Raw genomic sequence first — 17,174 nt, forward strand, 5'->3', positions numbered from 1 at the left:
GTCGAACACAAATTGTGTCGACCCCATGAACCGTATCAGTATCTCGCCGTCAACATTTTCTTCCTTGTGTAAAATTCCACACCATCCCTTCCATTGGCATGAAGGTCTCCGTAAAAAGAACTTTTATATCCAGAGAAAGGAAAGAATGCCATCGGGGCTGGCACCCCTAGGTTCACACCAAGCATCCCTGCATCAATCTCTTCGCGGAATTCCCGGATGGCGCTGGCGCTATCCGTATAAATGCAGGCTCCATTGGCAAACTCAGATTGATTGGTCAACTCAATCGCTTCTTCCAGGGAATTGACCCGTACGATGGATAAGACAGGCGCAAAAATTTCATCCTTCCATATCTTCATGTCCGTTTTCACATGATCGAATAATGTCGGGCCAACATAATAGCCATTCTCCTGATCACCTTCATTCCTGCCATCACGAAGGAGAGTCGCCCCTTCTTTTTCCCCGCTCTCGATATATTGTTCTGTTCTCTTTTTATGCGTATCACGAATCACCGGACCTAGGAATACGTCCTTATCCATCCCATTTCCAATTTTGATATCATCCGCCGCAGCCTTTAATCTCTCGACGAGCTCGTCTCCCACCTCTCCTATGGCAACGACGACCGAAGCTGCCATGCAGCGTTCACCAGCTGACCCGAAAGCTGCATTGGTGATGTTCGCCACCGCATTATCCAGGTTCGCATCAGGCATGACGATCGAATGGTTTTTCGCTCCCGATAAAGCCTGGACACGTTTTTTATTGGCAGCTGCCGTTTTGTAAACGTATTCAGCAACAGGCTGGGATCCAACGAAAGATACCGCTTTTATATCATCATGCTCCAAAATTCCATTCACGACGTCGTGGGCACCGTGGACAATATTGACCACTCCATCAGGAACGCCTGCTTCCGTCAATAATTCGACAAGGCGGTTCGCCAAGAGCGGAGTCCGTTCTGAAGGTTTTAAAATGAACGTATTTCCACAAGCAATCGCAAGCGGGAACATCCAGCACGGAACCATCATCGGGAAATTAAAGGGAGTGATTCCGGCAACGACTCCGATTGGGTAGCGGTACATGCCGGATTCAATTCCAGGGGAAATATCAGGCAGCTGGCTCCCCATCATCAAGGTTGGCGCACCTGCTGCGAATTCCACGCATTCTATTCCGCGTTGAACCTCCCCATAGGCTTCCGTATAGCTTTTTCCATTTTCAATCGTGACGAGTTTGGCAAGCTCATCCCAGTGTTCGATCAACAATTGCTGGTAACGGAACAAGTAGCGTGCCCTTTTTGGCACTGCAACCCTTTTCCATTCTTTGTACGCCTCATTTGCAGCTTGCACCGCTACATGGAGATCGTCCTTAGTGGAAAGCGGTACGATTGCCAAAGCTTCCCCTGTCGCTGGATTGGGCACTTCTTCATGCTTCGATGTAGTGGATTCCACCCATTTGCCACCGATATAATTCTTCAACGTTTCAACTTTTTTGATCACTTCCATTGAGATACCCTCCAATTCAAATCGATTTGATAGTTTAATTATATTTTTCAATCCGCTCTTTTACATTAGACGTTTTGTATATTTTCGCCTTCGATATTTGCACATAGTGTTCGTTTGTGTCATTCCAACTTAATACCAATTTTTCAACTAACCGTCTTTTTTTTCGCAAGAAGATCATTTAATGATGGCATACAACTTAAGGTCGACATGCTCCCCTTTCACAAACATCCCTTTTCTTATGATTCCTTCAAATGACATGCCTGCCTTTTGCATGACTCGTTCCGAACCCGTATTTTCAACAAAGCAGCGTGCTTGAATCCGTACCAGATTCATATTTTCGAAGCCAAAGGCCACGATTTTTTCGACAGCCTCCGTCATCAGGCCCTTCCCCCAATATTCCGGCGCCAGCACATATCCTATTTCTGCATGATGATGATTGACCTGCCAGGAAACATAGTCGATGGTACCGATCAACTTACCACTTTCCTTGTACTGGATTCCCCACGGAGCAATGTGGCTGTCCTCATAATTTTGCAGGATAAGCTGGATGTAATCCTTTGTAGCACTTAAGGAGCCGTGTGCGTCCCAAGTGACGAAACGGGAAACCTCCCGATTGGATGCATAAGCGAACATGTCTTCGGCATCCTTCATGGTTACCTTCCTCATGATTAGACGTTTTGATTCGATGACAGGCAGGTTTCCGTATATATCCTTTACATTCATGTTCATCCCCACTTTCATTATTTTGTATGAATAAAGCCATCCTAACACGTTTCCTAATTGAAATATAAACAAAACTTACGTATAATTCAGAAAAATGGCAAAGGAGAATGGATATGTCCAAAAGAAAACTCATTATCAGTCGAAACTTGAATGAGCCTTTATTGGAAAAAGTTAAAGAACTTGTCCCCGATTGGCAGGTGATCACTGGTCGATCACCTGCCATATGGAAGGATCATCTAACGGATGCCGAAGTGATCGCCGGCTGGAAATCTTCCATGTCTTCAAGCATCGAAGGAAGTGATATGAAATGGATACAGACGTGGAGTGCCGGAGTGAACAGCCTGCCCCTGGAAAGGTTGGAACAAAAAAATGTCCAAATAACGACGGCAAACGGTGTCCATGCCTATCCTATATCTGAAACCATCTTTGGGTTCATGCTTACCTTGACAAGAAAATTAGATACATATAAGAAGCAACAGCTAGAAAAGTCTTGGCAACCCGCCAAAATGCATCTGGAAATCCACGAAAAGACCATCGGAATCATCGGTGTTGGTAAAATCGGCAAGGAAACCGCCAAAATTGCCAAGGCTTTTGGCATGACCGTATTGGGATTGCGCCACTCCGGGAAATCCGAGCACGATGTCGATGAGATGTTTACCCAGGAACAATTGCCTGATTTACTTCCTAGATGCGATTATATTGTCGTGACTCTCCCTTTGACGGCAGAGACAGAGAAAATGTTCGGCCATAAAGAATTCCAGCTTATGAAGCCTTCCGCTTTTTTCATTAATATAGGCAGAGGAAAGCTCGTTATCCAGCAAGAATTGATTCAAGCTCTTTTGGAGAAGCAAATTGCAGGAGCAGGCCTTGACGTATTCGAAACAGAACCGCTTCCAGAAACCAATCCTTTGTGGGATATGGATAATGTCATCATCACTCCGCATACATCGGGGGACACTGAGCTGTACGACCAACGGCTGATCCAGGATATCTTCATTCCTAATTTAAAGGAATATCTTACCGGCAGAGCACCTTCGACCAATTTACTTGATTACAAAAAAGGCTATTGATAATCTTTCGGCATTTGGGCACCATAAATAATCTTGCTTTGTTCACTTGCAGATTCCGACATAATCTGTTATATTTAAGAAGAATTATTTTTGTTCGGGAAGATTGATAAGTGAAAAACTTTTCGTCTAATGATTGAGCAAGGGTAGTAACACAATGTGTGGATTCACACTAGGAGGCAACAACAATGGAACAAGGTAAAGTAAAATGGTTTAACGCAGAAAAAGGATTTGGCTTCATCGAACGCGAAAATGGAGACGATGTATTCGTACATTTCTCAGCTATCCAAAGCGAAGGATTCAAATCATTAGACGAAGGTCAAGAAGTTACTTTTGAAGTTGAGCAAGGTCAACGTGGACCTCAAGCTACTAACGTTCAAAAAGCGTAATTTTTAATACAATATATAACAGACTCTACTTGTAGGGTCTGTTTTTTTTTATTTCCAAAAAAGGCAAACATAAAAAATCCCTATTCACTTGGAATAGGGAAACATGAAACAAGTTTGGTAAATGGTAAACACAGTATACCACACTAAGAATGGAAACCCTAATTTATCCGAAAAGTAAAAATTATCACGCACTTCACCATTTCTCATTTCTTGTCCGATTCATACGTTCGATCCGTGCTCCAAGGATAAAAAGGAGGCATATCTGTGCTGCTTTTCATTTTGAAATCTGCACTTCTTTTCTCCAAAAATGCTTCAATCCCTTCTTGGGCATCCGCTTGTTTTCCTGTCCAATGAAGCATCTTCGATTCTATTTTATGTGATTCGACAGGATGGTTCGCTCCGAGCATCGTCCACATCAGCTGCCGGGATAGAGTCACGGAAACGGAAGATGTGTTCTGGGCAATGTCTGATGCGATTTCCATTGCCGCAGCCATCAATTCGTCTGGTCCGACAATTTTATTCACCAGCCTGCCCTCATACGCTTCGTTGGCTGATATCATCCTGCCGGTATAAATCCATTCCGAAGCTTTCCCCATGCCGACAAGTCTAGGTAGAAACCATCCGCTGCATGCCTCCATCGTAATCCCTCTGCGAGCGAATACAAAGCCCATTTTCGCCTCCGTTGAAGCTATCCTGATATCCATCGGCAATGTCATGGTTATCCCTACCCCAACCGCCGCGCCATTAATGGCCGCGATGATCGGTTTCTTCAGTTCAAAAATCCGCAATGCCAAAACCCCTCCTGCGTCACGGTATTCAACCAAAGGGGTGTGGTCCATGAAGGTTTCAGCCCCCTTCTCCAAATCCATTCCAGCACAGTAGGAAGCACCAGAACCCGTTACAATGACGGCACGTACGTCATCATTAGCGTCTGCTTCATCAAAAGCGAGAATCATTTCCGCACACATCTTTTCATTGAAAGCATTCATTCTCTCAGGACGATTTAAGGTGACGATCATGACATGATCGATGATTTCACTGGTAATCGTAGAATACACCATCATTCATTCCCTTCCTCTCTCACACATTGAAGCATTCAACAGATATTTCTTTATATTTACATATAATTACATATTATATGTTTTATATTCATATTCCCAGTTATTTATTTTTATAAACGGATAAATATTCCTTTATGCACCATTTGCTACCGATACTAAACTAAAAGGGTTTCGGAAAAACATCCCGAAACCCATTTACTATTCCCTTTAAATCCCGTCTGAGCGATGAATAACAACCGTCTCCCACCCATCATAATCTCCATCGTATGTTTCTGAAAGCTCTACCAACATATCGGTTACTTCATTTATCGAAGCAATGTTAACAGAATCAATTCTCGAAATCGAAAGCAAATACCTCCCGTCTTCTTCCACGTCAACCGATTCGTCAGCCAAGGAAAAATCATGTTTTTTAATCGCTTGGACAAACTGCTTCAGCATTTTCATATTTTTAAAATATAGCCAATGCTTAACTTCCCGAGGTGGCTCCAGTTCATCACCAGATTTCATCAAATTTTCAAAAACGGCAAAATTCCCCATATGGTTGCACTGGTAAATATCAGGGTATAAAAGGCATGATAGAATTCCCAATCCCCCTCCTCTTCTATATGGAAGATTTCGAATTCATAACCCTTGGATTTAATACAACGATCAGCAGCCTCCATTAATTCTCTTATTTCTTCTTGTATCCCTTAACCCGTCTGACGTAACCCTGCCAACTTTAACGGCATGTTCAGAATCCACGAATTGATCAAAATCCTCCTCCATTTCATACAATAGATCTGCCTCTCACCCTAGCGGAAATCCTTCTTCATTCGGATTCTTGATTTCGACTCGGACAGCAATGGCATGTTGGTATACCTCTCTATCAATTTACCTTTCCCCGCGAGTGATCTAGTGGTGGATACTTCATTGTGAAGCTGGTTTCCAAGGGAATCTTTGCGCTTAAATATATGACATAATTTTCAAATCACTCTTTTCCTATCCATACAATATCATTTGCCCGCTAAAAAAAGACCAGTTGCAAAGGGCAACTGGTTTTTAGGTTTACCAATATAAATGACACGCAACGAAATGCCCTGGCTTTTGTTCTTTCCATTCAGGAACGGCACTGGAACATATCTCCATCGCTTTAGGGCAGCGAGTCCGGAATACACAGCCGCTTGGCGGATTGATCGGACTTGGTACATCGCCTTTAAGGACGATTCGTTCCCGCTTAATGGTCGGATCTGGGATCGGCACCGCTGAAAGCAGTGCTTGTGTGTATGGATGCAGTGGATCCTTCGTTAACGATTCACTATCCGCCAGTTCCATCATTCGGCCGAGATACATGACCAAGATGCGATCTGAAATATACTTGACCATCGATAAATCATGCGCGATGAATAAATAAGTCAAACCCATTTCTTTCTGCAGTTCTTTCAATAAATTGACGACTTGAGCTTGAATGGAAACGTCAAGGGCCGAAATCGGTTCATCACAAACGATGAATTTAGGATTTAAAGCCAATGCCCTTGCAATCCCAATCCGCTGCCGCTGCCCGCCACTGAATTCATGCGGAAAACGAGTGATGTGCTCCGGGCTTAGGCCAACCAGCTTTAACAGATCTTCCACGCGTTTTCTTCTCTCTTTGCCCTTGGATATCCCATGGATGGCAAGCGGTTCGCCAATTAGTTCTTCTACCTTCATCCTTGGATTCAAGGAAGCGTATGGATCTTGGAAGATCATTTGGATTTCACGGCGGATATGTGACATTTCCCCCTGTTTATAATCGAAGATATTTTTCCCCTGAAAAAGGACTTCTCCATCTGTAGGTTCATAAAGACGAGTAATCGTCCGACCAGCCGTCGATTTCCCGCACCCGCTTTCGCCTACAAGTCCGACAGTTTCCCCAGGATAAATCTTGAGATCCAAACCATCCACCGCTTTCAGCGTCTGAGAACCGACTGAAAAATGCTTTTTCAGATTCTTTATTTCAACAAGAGGAGAATTTTCGTTGACTGTTTTTTCTTTTACCGACTTATTTTTTAGTGAAACCATTGGTTCTCCTCCTTCAAACATTAGCTTGCAGCTGTGCTGCTTTTGCCATTGGATGGTGAAGCCAGCACGCAGCTGTCTGTCCCTCTTCCACTACTTCTAGTTCCGGATCATGGTCTTTGCATACCTTCATGGCAGATTCACATCTTGGATAAAATGGACATCCTTTAGGGGGATCCAGCAAATCCGGCGGCGATCCGATGATAGGTACCAGCGGAGCCGTTTTTTCCATATCGAGCCTTGGCACCGTCTTGAGCAGCCCTCTTGTGTACGGGTGCTGTGGATTGGAAAATATCGCTTCAACTGTCCCCGTTTCCACAACCTTACCTGCATACATAACGACAACCCGTTCGCAAGTTTCCGCAACCACTCCAAGATCGTGCGTGATAAGGATGATGGAAGTTTCCATTCTGCGTTGAATATCCTTCATCAATTCTAGTATTTGTGCTTGTATCGTCACATCCAAAGCCGTCGTGGGCTCATCGGCAATCAATAGCTTCGGTTCACAAGCTAGCGCCATCGCTATCATCGCCCGCTGGCGCATGCCGCCTGAAAACTCATGCGGATATTGCTGCATCCTTTTTTCCGGCTGCGGAATCCCTACCAGTGTAAGTGTTTCTAACGCTCGGTCGTATGCATCTTTTCGGGAGATATCTCTATTATGCTTCAGAATACCTTCCATGATTTGGCTGCCGATTTTGGTCGTAGGATTAAGGGAAGTCATCGGGTCCTGGAAAATCATGCTAATATCATTTCCGCGAATCTTCTGCATTTCCTTTTCGCTTATTTTAATAAGGTCTTTCCCGCCAAAATTAATTGAACCAGTTCCATACTCTGCTGGAGGTGTCTCCAATAATCTCATGATAGATTTTGCAGTGACACTTTTGCCGCACCCGGATTCCCCAACGATGGCAACGGCTTCCCCTTTTTTCACTTCAAAGTTCACGCCGCGGACAGCCTGTACTTTTCCTGCATACGTATGGAAGTTGATTTGTAAATCTTTAACTTCTAATAGGTTCTCCATCATCGTCCCTCCTATTCTAGTACTATCAAATCTTTATGTTAGGACTTATTTATTTTCGTAGTTTTGGATCCAAGGCATCCTGAAGACCGTCACCAGCCACATTGAACGCGAACATCGTCAAGGAAATCAAGATAGCCGGGATGAGAAGTTGATAGAAATTCCCCACCAGGATGCTTCCCAGTGCATCACTTGTCAATGTTCCCCAACTTGCCTGCGGCGCTGGCACTCCCAGCCCCAAAAAGCTTAACGTTGCTTCTGCAAAAATCGCGGTTGGTACCGTTAATGTCAAATTGACAAGAATCGGGCCCATCGTATTGGGTATCATATGTTTTCTTAACGTCCAGCTCGTGTTGGCCCCGGAAATCGTTGCAGCATGAATGTATTCATTCTCTTTTAACTGTAATACTTGTCCCCTTACCAGTCTTGCCATCGGGATCCATCCTGTAATCGACATCGCGATGATGATCGGCAATATGCCTGGCTTCAAAACAACCATCATCAAGATGACCATCAAAAGATAAGGAATTGCATAGATCACTTCTGCAAAACGCATCATCATGTTATCCGTGCGTCCGCCGCGGATGGCTGAAATCCCACCATAAAGCACACCAATCAAAAAGTCTATCAGTGCTGCCATCAATCCGATGAACAACGAAATCCTCGCACCATACCATGCTCGCGTAAATAAATCCCTTCCTGAAGAATCCGTCCCGAACCAATGCTCGCTATTCGGGCTTAAATTCTTTTTCTCGAAATCTTGTCCATAATATGTGTAGCCGTTAATATATGGACCAAATATCGCCAGCAGGACCAGGAGGATTATCAGGACGAATCCAGTCATCGCCAGCTTGTTTTCCTTGAAACGACGCCAGACGTCAGACCAGTATGAAACTGTCGGTCTCGCAATTTTTTCGGCTTCCTTAAAGTTTCCTTCAGCGGGTTGGAACATATCCTCTGTAAAATGCACTTTATCTGCCATTATTTTTTCTCCCCCGTCACTTTAATTCTTGGATCGATCAGCGTATAGGCAACATCAACGATGAATATCAATATGATAAGCACTGCACTGTACACAATGGTTGAACCAAGAATGACCGGGTAGTCTCGGTTGGAAATTCCCTTTACGAACATATCCCCCATGCCCGGGATACCAAAAATACGTTCAATGATGAAGCTTCCAGTCACGATATTAGCCGTTAGGATACCAAGAATCGTGATGATCGGCAATAACGCATTCCGTATCGCATGCTTGATGATGACTCCGCTTCGTTTCAAACCTTTTGCTTTTGCTGTCAAGATGTAGTCCTGCCCCATTACCTCAAGCATGCTTGTCCGCATCAATCTGGCAATGAAAGCAAGCGGCATCATGGACAGCGCTATGGACGGCAAAATGGTATGCTGCCATGTTGCCCATGTAGCAACAGGGAATATGTGCCACTTGATCGCGAAATAATTGATCAAAATGGTTGCTAAAATAAAGTTCGGTACTGAGATCCCTACGATGGCAATGACCATTGAAAGATAGTCCGGCCATTTATTTCGTTTCAGGGAGGCCACTACACCAAGGATGAGCCCAAAGAAAATGGCAATCACCAATGCTTGTGCGCCTAAATGCAAGGACACTGGAAATCCCTTCAAGATGTAATCATTCACTGAAATGGATGAGGATTTAAGTGAAGGACCAAAATCAAACTGAACGACTTCCAATAAATAATTCCCATATTGGGTTAACAAAGGCTTGTCCAATCCATAGTGTGTTTGAAGATTTTCATAAACGGCCGGAGGCATTGCTCCTTCTTTGGCAAATGGATTTCCCGGAATCGTATGCATTATGATGAACGTTAATGTAATAACCGCCCACAAAGTAATAATCGCCCATTTAAAACGATTTAATGTATATCTCAACATGGTAATCACCCCAATCATCGATTTTCTAAGGAGTTGAAAACGGAAATGAATTCATGAAATATTCAAATTCGTAATTGAAAATGGGGTATGTCCTTAATCGGACATACCTCCCATCTCACTTTAATCCTTCTCTTATTTTTTATCCGCGTAAACAAAGTTCGGATAAGCGTTAATCGGTGCATAAACACCAGTAACATTAGATTTAACCATATATGGTTTTGTGTAGAAGTAAACCGGAAGGATCGGCATTTCATCAATCATAACTTTCTCTGCTTTATGCAAAGCATCCATGCGTTCTTTTGGTTCCATTGTAGATTTTGCCTCATTTAATAACTTATCATATTCTTTGTTTGACCAACCTGCATCATTATAGGCGCCGTCCGTTTCCCAAAGCATGAATGTCATTGGGTCAACATAGTCACCAACCCATCCTGCACGGGAAATTTCAAAGTCACCAGCTTTTTCACGGTCAAGCTTAACTTGGAATTCTGCATTTTCAAGGGTAACTTCGACACCCAGGTTATCACGCCACATTCCTTGAACCGCTTCAGCAATTTTCTTGTGTGAATCTAAAGTATTGTACAAGATTGAGAAGTCAGGTAATTTTTTCATGCCTTCTTCAGCTAGTCCTTCTTTTAACAATTTCTTAGCTTCGGCAACATCTTCCTTGAACAAGTCACCTGTATTCTCCTGGAAATCTCCAGATGCATCAGGAATACCCGGAGGGACTACGCCGAATGCAGGCTTTTGTCCGCCTTGAGCAACATTATCCGTGATTTTTTGACGCTCGATTGCCATCGATAATGCTTTCCTTACTTTAGCATTATTGAAAGGTTTCACTTTTGTATTGAAATTGTAGTAGTATACAGCAAGTTCTTTGCCCATTTTGAATTCTTTGTCATCAGAATTGACCATTTGACCTTGAATATCTACAGGAAGTGGATAAGCGAGGTCCAATTCGCCGCTCTGATACATTTGCCATGCCGTATTTTCATCTTCAATTAGAGCAAAGTTGACCGCATCCAATTTGATTTTGTCTTTATCGTAGTAGTTTTCATTCTTTTCAATTTTCAGACTTTCTTTATGTTTCCACTCCGTTAACTTGAATGGACCATTCGATACGTGTGTTTTTGCATCCAATGCCCATTTAGGGTTTTCTTCCTGTACCTTTTTATCGATTGGATAGAAAGTATAGAAGGAAGTCAAATCAAGGAAATAAGGTGTCGGTTTTTCCAAAGTAACCTCAAGAGTCAAGTCGTCTGTCGCTTTAACGCCTACATCCTCTTCCTTGCCTTTTTTGCTGTTGTAAGCTTCCCCGCCTTTAAGGTAGTAAAGCTGGTATGCATAGTCAGCAGCTGTTTCCGGTTTCAAAGCATACTTCCAAGCATATTCGAAATCATGCGCTGTAAGCGGATCGCCATTCGACCATTTCAAGCCTTCTTTCAATTTGAACGTCCATTTTAATCCATCTTCACTGATTTTCCATGATTCTGCATTTCCTGGAACGATTTTACCTTCTTCTGTTTTCTTTGTCAGACCTTCAAACGTGTGTTCAAGGATCCATGATTCATGAGTTCCTTGTGCGTTTGCCGGATGTAGCGAACCAGGTTCACTCGAGTTGTTCACGTTTAGCACTTTTGCTTTGGATGAGTCACCCGACCCGCCCTCATTTTCTTTCGAAGTTTCCTTCGAACCGCCATTGCATGCCGCTAGTATAAGCATGATGGCCATTAGTAGAGCAAGCACTGAAAATTTAGACTTTTTCAAAAAATATTCCCCCTCATCTTTACTCTATCTTTGGATATTCCCATATTAAGAGATTATCCGACTACCACCTATTAATTGTTGGTACAGTACCAGCTAAATGTCAGCGAAGGCATTTAAAACCATTAAGCAGAAATCCACTTAAAGCAACTAGCGAATCGTTTGCATAAAACTACGTTTCTTGCAGGAAAAATTCCAAAACGGTAGTTTACCAGTTAAAAAACCACCCACTTTCTAACCTCGCTAAAAGTACTATACTTCGAATTAAAGATGTTGAATTTTAAGTATATTACGAATAAATTAAAAAATCAATAAACCAATGAGTACTTTTTCATAAGATAATAATTTTTTGCTGAACAATTCGATCTATTTCAGAAAAAACCACATGGTTCAGGATGTTGAAACAGGAAGATAATTCCCGTCATAAGCTTTTTAAAACATTGAAATAGCAGCATTCGTGTATGCTCACCCCACTCATTTTGAGTTAGATCATTCTAAATATTCCGATAATTAAACATCGAATGATAAGCAGCAAACATCTCTTGCAAAATTATTTACTTTCAGTTGATATATTTTAGTACAATAACGTGTTAATCAATAAAAATCTCCATTTTCTGAAATTTGCATCGCTCAATAAGGAATAACAACTTGGAAGAATAGGGCTTTTATCCCCTATAGGTTTTGTTCCTCCGTAAATCACTCTCCTATTTTGGATTCATTCCATATAGCGATCGAAAAGGCGTATTTCGAAGTCTGCGAACGGGAGCTATATTCCTTCTGATTCTTCTGTTTCAAGTAACATGGTAAACTCCCATTACATGCTTTCTTCTTTCTTAACTGCGGCGAAAACACCAGACTCAATAATCCATTAATAAGTGATTGCACAATGCATAGTTCTTGAGGATATTTCGAAAGCATGATTGATATAAGGTAAATATGGCATCAAGTTTTTTGCTGTAATCCTTTAACACCGTAAAAACTTCAGCAAAGACCCGCCAAAACATGAAACATCTTCGTGAAAAAAATCACAACACTTCAGCTTTTTCGGTTTTTAAATCCAATTTAAACTTCCATTCAACCTGATGGGAATTCCAGTCACTATCTTCGTTTCAAACAGTTGATATCCCATTAATGAGCCCCCATTAGCCAATTCACCCTTGGAATGATGGGCGTAGATAATGGTTGGTTGTAAATTCCGGTCCGATCTCTCCGTCTCATTCTTTGCAAAGCTTCTCCTGCTGCTAATTTTTTTATTTCGTTTGCAGCTTTCCAAGAAGGAGATGTAGCTCTACCGGGCTGCGATAATGACTCAACATAAAAAAGCTGGCCCTAGTGGTCAGCCGATCCTTCATATTTATGATAAAATTCTTAAACCATTTGTTGATATAAGTGCCGATATTCACTGCATAACAGGGAAAATACCACCGCATCGTGTGATTGGCGATGAAGAAATACATAGCTTCGCAGGCTGCCTTCCTCTTTAAAACCAAACTTCTTCAAGAGGTTTGCCGAAGCATGATTATCTTTGAAGGTTAAAGCGGCGATCCGGACCAGTTTCAGTTCTTCGAATGAGTAGCGCAATACTTCATTGACAGCTTCGGACGTATAATGGTTCCTCCAGTAATCAGGATGGATTTCATATCCTATTTCGGCGCGCTTATTGGTCAGGCTCAATTGATTGATTCCGACGGTGCCGATGAATGTGCCCGAATCCTTCAAGACCACTCCCCAGCGAATTCCCCGTTTGTTGATGAAGGCACTTTTGAATGCATCGATCAGGCGGCGGGCATCTTCAACGTGAGTCAAGTTTTCTATCCCGCCATTCCTGGTCACCTCATCTCTTGAGAGGATGTCAAACAGGCTTTCCTTATGCTGGTGACCAATTTCGATTAATCTCAGCCTTTTCGTTTCCAATTCCCTAAACCACATCGAAGGATCCCTCCGTAATTTCAGCTGTCTACTTAATTCTACTCATGCGGGGGAAATTCCTGTTTTAATGGGAGATCCTTTTCGGTGCATTCCTTTCCTTAAGGTATAAATCCGAGTCTGGATGTGCTCCTTTCGTAATCAAATCCCTGATGATTTGCGAAAGGATGACACTGTATACCGTCCCATTTCCGCCGTACCCCAATAAGAAATAGCAATTCGGGTGATCTGGATACAGCCCGATTGTCGGCAAGCCATCATGGGTCTCACCAAAAAAAGCACCCCAAGCATAATCAGCCTTGATTTCATTACGTAATTCAGGAAATAAGTTGACGAGTTCTTTCAATAATTCATCTCTTTTGTTTATGATCATGGAATTGCGTTTCTCGATAAATCCAGTTGACTCGTCCAGTCCACCGATGATGATTCGATTGTCAGCCGTTTTTCTCGCATATAAATAAGGTCTTGCCGTTTCCCAAATCATCATATCATCATGCCATTTTGCATGGTCGGCAATTGGATTGGTGGCGATGGCATACGAACTTAGAATCACTGCATTTTTATCCCTTACCTCTTCTTGGGCTTCATACCCTGTAGCGAAGATGACCTTTTGTGCACGGATCGTATGTCCTCTTTCGGTAAATAACATGGTTTGATCTTCCTTTAAAACCTTTCCGTTGATTTTTGTATGGGAAAAGACACGCACGCCTTTGTTAAAAGCATTTTCAATCAAAAAGTGGGCATGTTTATAAGGGTTGATTTCCGCATCATTACCCGTAACGAGCGCAGCAGATTTTGAAAACGAAAACTTCTCCCCAATCTCTTTTTCCGTATAATATTCCACAGGGAAATTACGTGATTTCAGATTTTCGTATTCTTCTTTCAGCAGTGAAACATCGTCCGGGCTTGATGCGTAATACAGGCTTTTCCTGATTTTAAAATTCGGATTTTCTTCTAGAGTAGGTACAACCTTTTTCTCAAGCGTTCGGATCGCATCCAAACAAAGCTGAACATGACGCGTACCAGCTTCTTCACCAAAGCTATGGATGAGCGAGGTCAATGTTTTATCATTTGAATACTGTAGAAGTCCGGTATTTGCAATCGTACTTCCTTCACTTATATCACGCTTATCGATCAAGACCACATTCAGACCCGTCTCCGCTAAAAAATGGGCACAGTGCGCCCCCGATGAACCGCTTCCCACGATACATACATCACATGAGATATCTTCTTCCAAGACTGGATATTCCCTTCCTTTAAATGTATCCTTCCAAAATACTTTTCCTGCCTTCAAATCCATATGATTTCCACCTTTGCAACAGTTATTTCAATCATGATCGTCTTAGTTCCATATAGCTACTTCCCGTTTTTCATATGCTTCTTATTTACCCTGAATGATGTGGCTGGCAAACATAAAAATGATTCTTTTTCTACATGGAATTAATCTCCTTTTCTAAAAAAAAAGCCCCATGAACAACATTCATCATGTTCCTTTCGGGTTATATGGCCCCTATTTTACATGTTACCTTTCTCCCATTCCTCAATAGAAAAAGAATGGCCCCATTTTACAGAGAAGAAGTTTTGTAGGATACTAGATTTTCAATCCAGATATTATCCTAGGAGGAAACAAAATGAAGAAAACGATTCTTTTGACGGCACTCTCCCTCTCCTTACTTTCTCCGACGGCAGCTTTAGGCGCCAATACTCATGAAGTCGTACAGGGAGATACTTTATCAAAAATCGCCGCTGAATATGAAGTGAGCCTTACCAATCTTCTTAAATCGAACCCAGCCATTTCCGATTCGAATCGCATTCTAGTGGGTCAAACGATCTCTCTTCCCAGTGTCCAGCAAACTGCAAAGCAAGAAAAAGAACAAACGGTAGAACAGCAGATTCTTCGTTTAGTGAATGAAGAACGTTCCAAAGCCGGACTTTCGAACGTTGAAATGGATACCTCCCTTTCCCATACCGCAACCTTGAAATCCGAAGATATGCGGGATCATGATTATTTCAATCATACAAGCCCTACATACGGCTCGCCTTTCGAAATGATGAAATCGTTCGGCATAGACTACAAGTACGCAGGTGAAAATATTGCAGCCGGTCAGCCAAGTGCCGAATCAGTAATGAAATCTTGGATGAACAGTCCCGGACATAAGGCCAATATTCTAAATAAAAACTATACCCATATCGGAATCGGGCATGTGACAGGAGGAAAATACAGCCACTACTGGACACAACAATTCATAGGTAAATAACCTCCCAAAGAAGCGGCAAATGGCCGCTTCTTTTGATTGCTTGAATAACTGCTCCCTGCCCACGTTCATTTAAATGCTGCATAAATACCTTCTTATCTTTCCGAATAAATGTTACTGGTCAAATGAAAATTATGTAAAGTTAGATTAAGCTTCTCCGAAGTTTGATGATCTGGCACTTTTTGCAGATAGACTTAAAGACGACCTGCCATATTTCTTCACGACCAGAAATGGACCTATTCATAATTATGTAGAAACCATTAAACAATGGGTAATTATAAATGGATACGTAATGTCCGGTTCAGGCAGCCCCCATTATTTTTAATGCCCCATACTTTCAAAAGTTAATACATGTCCGATATAATAGATTCAAGAAATGCAATTGGAGGAAAAGAAATTGTCTAATAGATTAGGTTTAGTGCTCGACGTTGAAACAACTGGCTTGCGTCCCTCTTCCGATGAAATGATTGAGCTTGCCCTTATATTGTTTACCTATAATAGCGAAACCGGGGAAATCATTAACCACATTGATCAAGAATCCTTTTTAAGGGAACCAATTGGCCTTCAAGCCCGAATGAATTATGATCAAGCATTCCGGATCCATGGCATCCCTTTCAGCTCAGTTGAAGGAAAAAGCTTTCACGATGAAAAAATTAAGTCCTTCATCGCTCGTGCCGATGATATTTTCGCACATAATGCTTCATTCGATAGAAGTTTCCTTTACCAACTGTACCCTGAAGTCAATGATCAAAAATGGTTTTGCACAATGCGAAATGTGCCTTGGAAGCAATACGGCTTCGATAATAGTAAACTGCTAACCTTACTCCAGGCACATAGAATTACCAATTTTCAAACCCATCGAGCTTTGGATGACATTACCTACCTAATGGAGCTTTTGAGAAAACATGGCCCTGCCGGTCAACCCTATTTGAAAGACGTGATTGCTAAAAATCCGATGAAGAAATACACACCTGCTTCCCTAAAATCACGGGTATAGTGTTTAATCCGTTACACACACTTGATGAAGTCAGCAAGAACTTACATACAAAGGTTCACAGACATCTGGGCAGATTGGTACTGACAAAATGCGGCGTCCCATCCCGGACGCCGCATTTTCCATTGTTCGTTCAGCTTTACACAGGATCAGAGGAACAGCCTTTTTCCCCCTGTATTCACAAGCATGATTTTATTTCTCGTGTTTCAATCTCCAATATTCCCAAGGGCATGTGGATGGGAAGTAAGGGTCGATACTGGGAAATACGGTCCAGGGGAAGACTCCGCAGGCTCAATGAAACAGTTCATGTACAAATCCTCCAACACGGTGGGCAATCTAAACGAATCTTTCGTTTTCACCCAGAGTGGAATGGAACGGAAGGCGGCGAGACTCCTGCGGGAAATGCGGTCTAGGAGAGACACCGCTGGCGCAAGCGCCGAGGCGGCTCCCCGACCGCCCGCGGAAAGCGAGCGCCTGCAGTGCAATGAAACAGTTCAAGTACAAGTTTTAAAACAAAAAAAACTGTAGATGAACTC

At 42.4% G+C, this 17,174-nt stretch carries 15 protein-coding genes; 4 read left to right on the top strand and 11 right to left on the bottom strand.

The window, feature by feature from the left end; all coding sequences use genetic code 11:
• Positions 1–35: 35 nt before the first annotated feature.
• A complete protein-coding gene (locus tag AS888_RS00445) occupies positions 36–1,493 on the bottom strand; it encodes a CoA-acylating methylmalonate-semialdehyde dehydrogenase (protein ID WP_061140245.1) in 1,458 nt (485 codons plus the stop codon).
• Between the two features lie 174 nt (positions 1,494–1,667).
• Positions 1,668–2,216, bottom strand: coding sequence for a GNAT family N-acetyltransferase (locus tag AS888_RS00450; protein ID WP_061140246.1), 549 nt, complete (start codon positions 2,214–2,216; stop codon positions 1,668–1,670).
• A 113-nt stretch (positions 2,217–2,329) separates the two neighbouring features.
• Between AS888_RS00450 and AS888_RS00455 the strand changes: the two genes are divergently transcribed.
• Together AS888_RS00455 and AS888_RS00460 are read left to right on the top strand one after the other, a co-directional pair.
• A complete protein-coding gene (locus AS888_RS00455) occupies positions 2,330–3,286 on the top strand; it encodes a D-2-hydroxyacid dehydrogenase (protein ID WP_061140247.1) in 957 nt (318 codons plus the stop codon).
• 185 nt (positions 3,287–3,471) lie between these two features.
• Positions 3,472–3,672, top strand: a complete 201-nt coding sequence (locus tag AS888_RS00460) for a cold-shock protein (RefSeq protein ID WP_029714163.1) — start codon at positions 3,472–3,474, stop codon at positions 3,670–3,672.
• A 203-nt stretch (positions 3,673–3,875) separates the two neighbouring features.
• On the opposite strand, the gene AS888_RS00465 is transcribed toward AS888_RS00460, so the two are convergent.
• The 9 genes from AS888_RS00465 to AS888_RS00505 form a co-directional block, all read right to left on the bottom strand.
• Complete coding sequence (locus tag AS888_RS00465; protein ID WP_260320062.1) at positions 3,876–4,730, bottom strand: crotonase/enoyl-CoA hydratase family protein; 855 nt, start codon at positions 4,728–4,730, stop codon at positions 3,876–3,878.
• A 210-nt stretch (positions 4,731–4,940) separates the two neighbouring features.
• Positions 4,941–5,321: a ribonuclease E inhibitor RraB gene (locus tag AS888_RS00470; protein ID WP_081092249.1), complete on the bottom strand. Its 381-nt coding sequence runs from the start codon at positions 5,319–5,321 to the stop codon at positions 4,941–4,943.
• Between the two features lie 456 nt (positions 5,322–5,777).
• On the bottom strand, positions 5,778–6,770 hold the full coding sequence (locus AS888_RS00475; protein ID WP_061140249.1) for an ABC transporter ATP-binding protein: 993 nt from the start codon (positions 6,768–6,770) through the stop codon (positions 5,778–5,780).
• Between the two features lie 13 nt (positions 6,771–6,783).
• Positions 6,784–7,791, bottom strand: coding sequence for an ABC transporter ATP-binding protein (locus AS888_RS00480; protein WP_061140250.1), 1,008 nt, complete (start codon positions 7,789–7,791; stop codon positions 6,784–6,786).
• Positions 7,792–7,840: 49 nt separating this feature from the next.
• On the bottom strand, positions 7,841–8,770 hold the full coding sequence (locus tag AS888_RS00485; protein ID WP_061140251.1) for an ABC transporter permease: 930 nt from the start codon (positions 8,768–8,770) through the stop codon (positions 7,841–7,843).
• A complete protein-coding gene (locus AS888_RS00490; RefSeq protein WP_061140252.1) occupies positions 8,770–9,699 on the bottom strand; it encodes an ABC transporter permease in 930 nt (309 codons plus the stop codon). The genes AS888_RS00485 and AS888_RS00490 overlap by 1 nt, the downstream gene beginning before the upstream one ends.
• 132 nt (positions 9,700–9,831) lie before the next feature.
• Complete coding sequence (locus AS888_RS00495; protein ID WP_260320063.1) at positions 9,832–11,466, bottom strand: peptide ABC transporter substrate-binding protein; 1,635 nt, start codon at positions 11,464–11,466, stop codon at positions 9,832–9,834.
• Between the two features lie 1,365 nt (positions 11,467–12,831).
• Positions 12,832–13,392, bottom strand: a complete 561-nt coding sequence (locus AS888_RS00500) for a GNAT family N-acetyltransferase (RefSeq protein WP_061140253.1) — start codon at positions 13,390–13,392, stop codon at positions 12,832–12,834.
• Between the two features lie 64 nt (positions 13,393–13,456).
• The gene (locus AS888_RS00505) at positions 13,457–14,689 is read right to left on the bottom strand and encodes an NAD(P)/FAD-dependent oxidoreductase (protein WP_061140254.1); all 1,233 of its coding nucleotides are present in this window, start codon (positions 14,687–14,689) and stop codon (positions 13,457–13,459) included.
• 331 nt (positions 14,690–15,020) lie between these two features.
• Between AS888_RS00505 and AS888_RS00510 the strand changes: the two genes are divergently transcribed.
• A complete protein-coding gene (locus AS888_RS00510; RefSeq protein WP_061140255.1) occupies positions 15,021–15,647 on the top strand; it encodes a CAP domain-containing protein in 627 nt (208 codons plus the stop codon).
• Between the two features lie 394 nt (positions 15,648–16,041).
• Entirely contained in the window at positions 16,042–16,641 is a 600-nt protein-coding gene (locus AS888_RS00515) for an exonuclease domain-containing protein (protein ID WP_260320064.1), read from the top strand.
• Positions 16,642–17,174 lie beyond the last annotated feature (533 nt).

Origin of the sequence: Peribacillus simplex, from assembly GCF_001542915.1 — a bacterium.
Classification (GTDB): domain Bacteria; phylum Bacillota; class Bacilli; order Bacillales; family DSM-1321; genus Peribacillus; species Peribacillus simplex_B.

Excerpts from the sequence above, each read along its gene's own strand:
- AS888_RS00460 (WP_029714163.1), top strand. The coding sequence starts at position 3,472 with ATGGAACAAGGTAAAGTAAAATGGTTTAACGCAGAAAAAGGATTTGGC.
- AS888_RS00505 (WP_061140254.1), bottom strand. The coding sequence starts at position 14,689 with ATGGATTTGAAGGCAGGAAAAGTATTTTGGAAGGATACATTTAAAGGA.
- AS888_RS00475 (WP_061140249.1), bottom strand. The coding sequence starts at position 6,770 with ATGGTTTCACTAAAAAATAAGTCGGTAAAAGAAAAAACAGTCAACGAA.
- AS888_RS00455 (WP_061140247.1), top strand. The coding sequence starts at position 2,330 with ATGTCCAAAAGAAAACTCATTATCAGTCGAAACTTGAATGAGCCTTTA.
- AS888_RS00485 (WP_061140251.1), bottom strand. The coding sequence starts at position 8,770 with ATGGCAGATAAAGTGCATTTTACAGAGGATATGTTCCAACCCGCTGAA.
- AS888_RS00500 (WP_061140253.1), bottom strand. The coding sequence starts at position 13,392 with ATGTGGTTTAGGGAATTGGAAACGAAAAGGCTGAGATTAATCGAAATT.
- AS888_RS00450 (WP_061140246.1), bottom strand. The coding sequence starts at position 2,216 with ATGAATGTAAAGGATATATACGGAAACCTGCCTGTCATCGAATCAAAA.
- AS888_RS00480 (WP_061140250.1), bottom strand. The coding sequence starts at position 7,791 with ATGGAGAACCTATTAGAAGTTAAAGATTTACAAATCAACTTCCATACG.
- AS888_RS00510 (WP_061140255.1), top strand. The coding sequence starts at position 15,021 with ATGAAGAAAACGATTCTTTTGACGGCACTCTCCCTCTCCTTACTTTCT.
- AS888_RS00490 (WP_061140252.1), bottom strand. The coding sequence starts at position 9,699 with ATGTTGAGATATACATTAAATCGTTTTAAATGGGCGATTATTACTTTG.
- AS888_RS00445 (WP_061140245.1), bottom strand. The coding sequence starts at position 1,493 with ATGGAAGTGATCAAAAAAGTTGAAACGTTGAAGAATTATATCGGTGGC.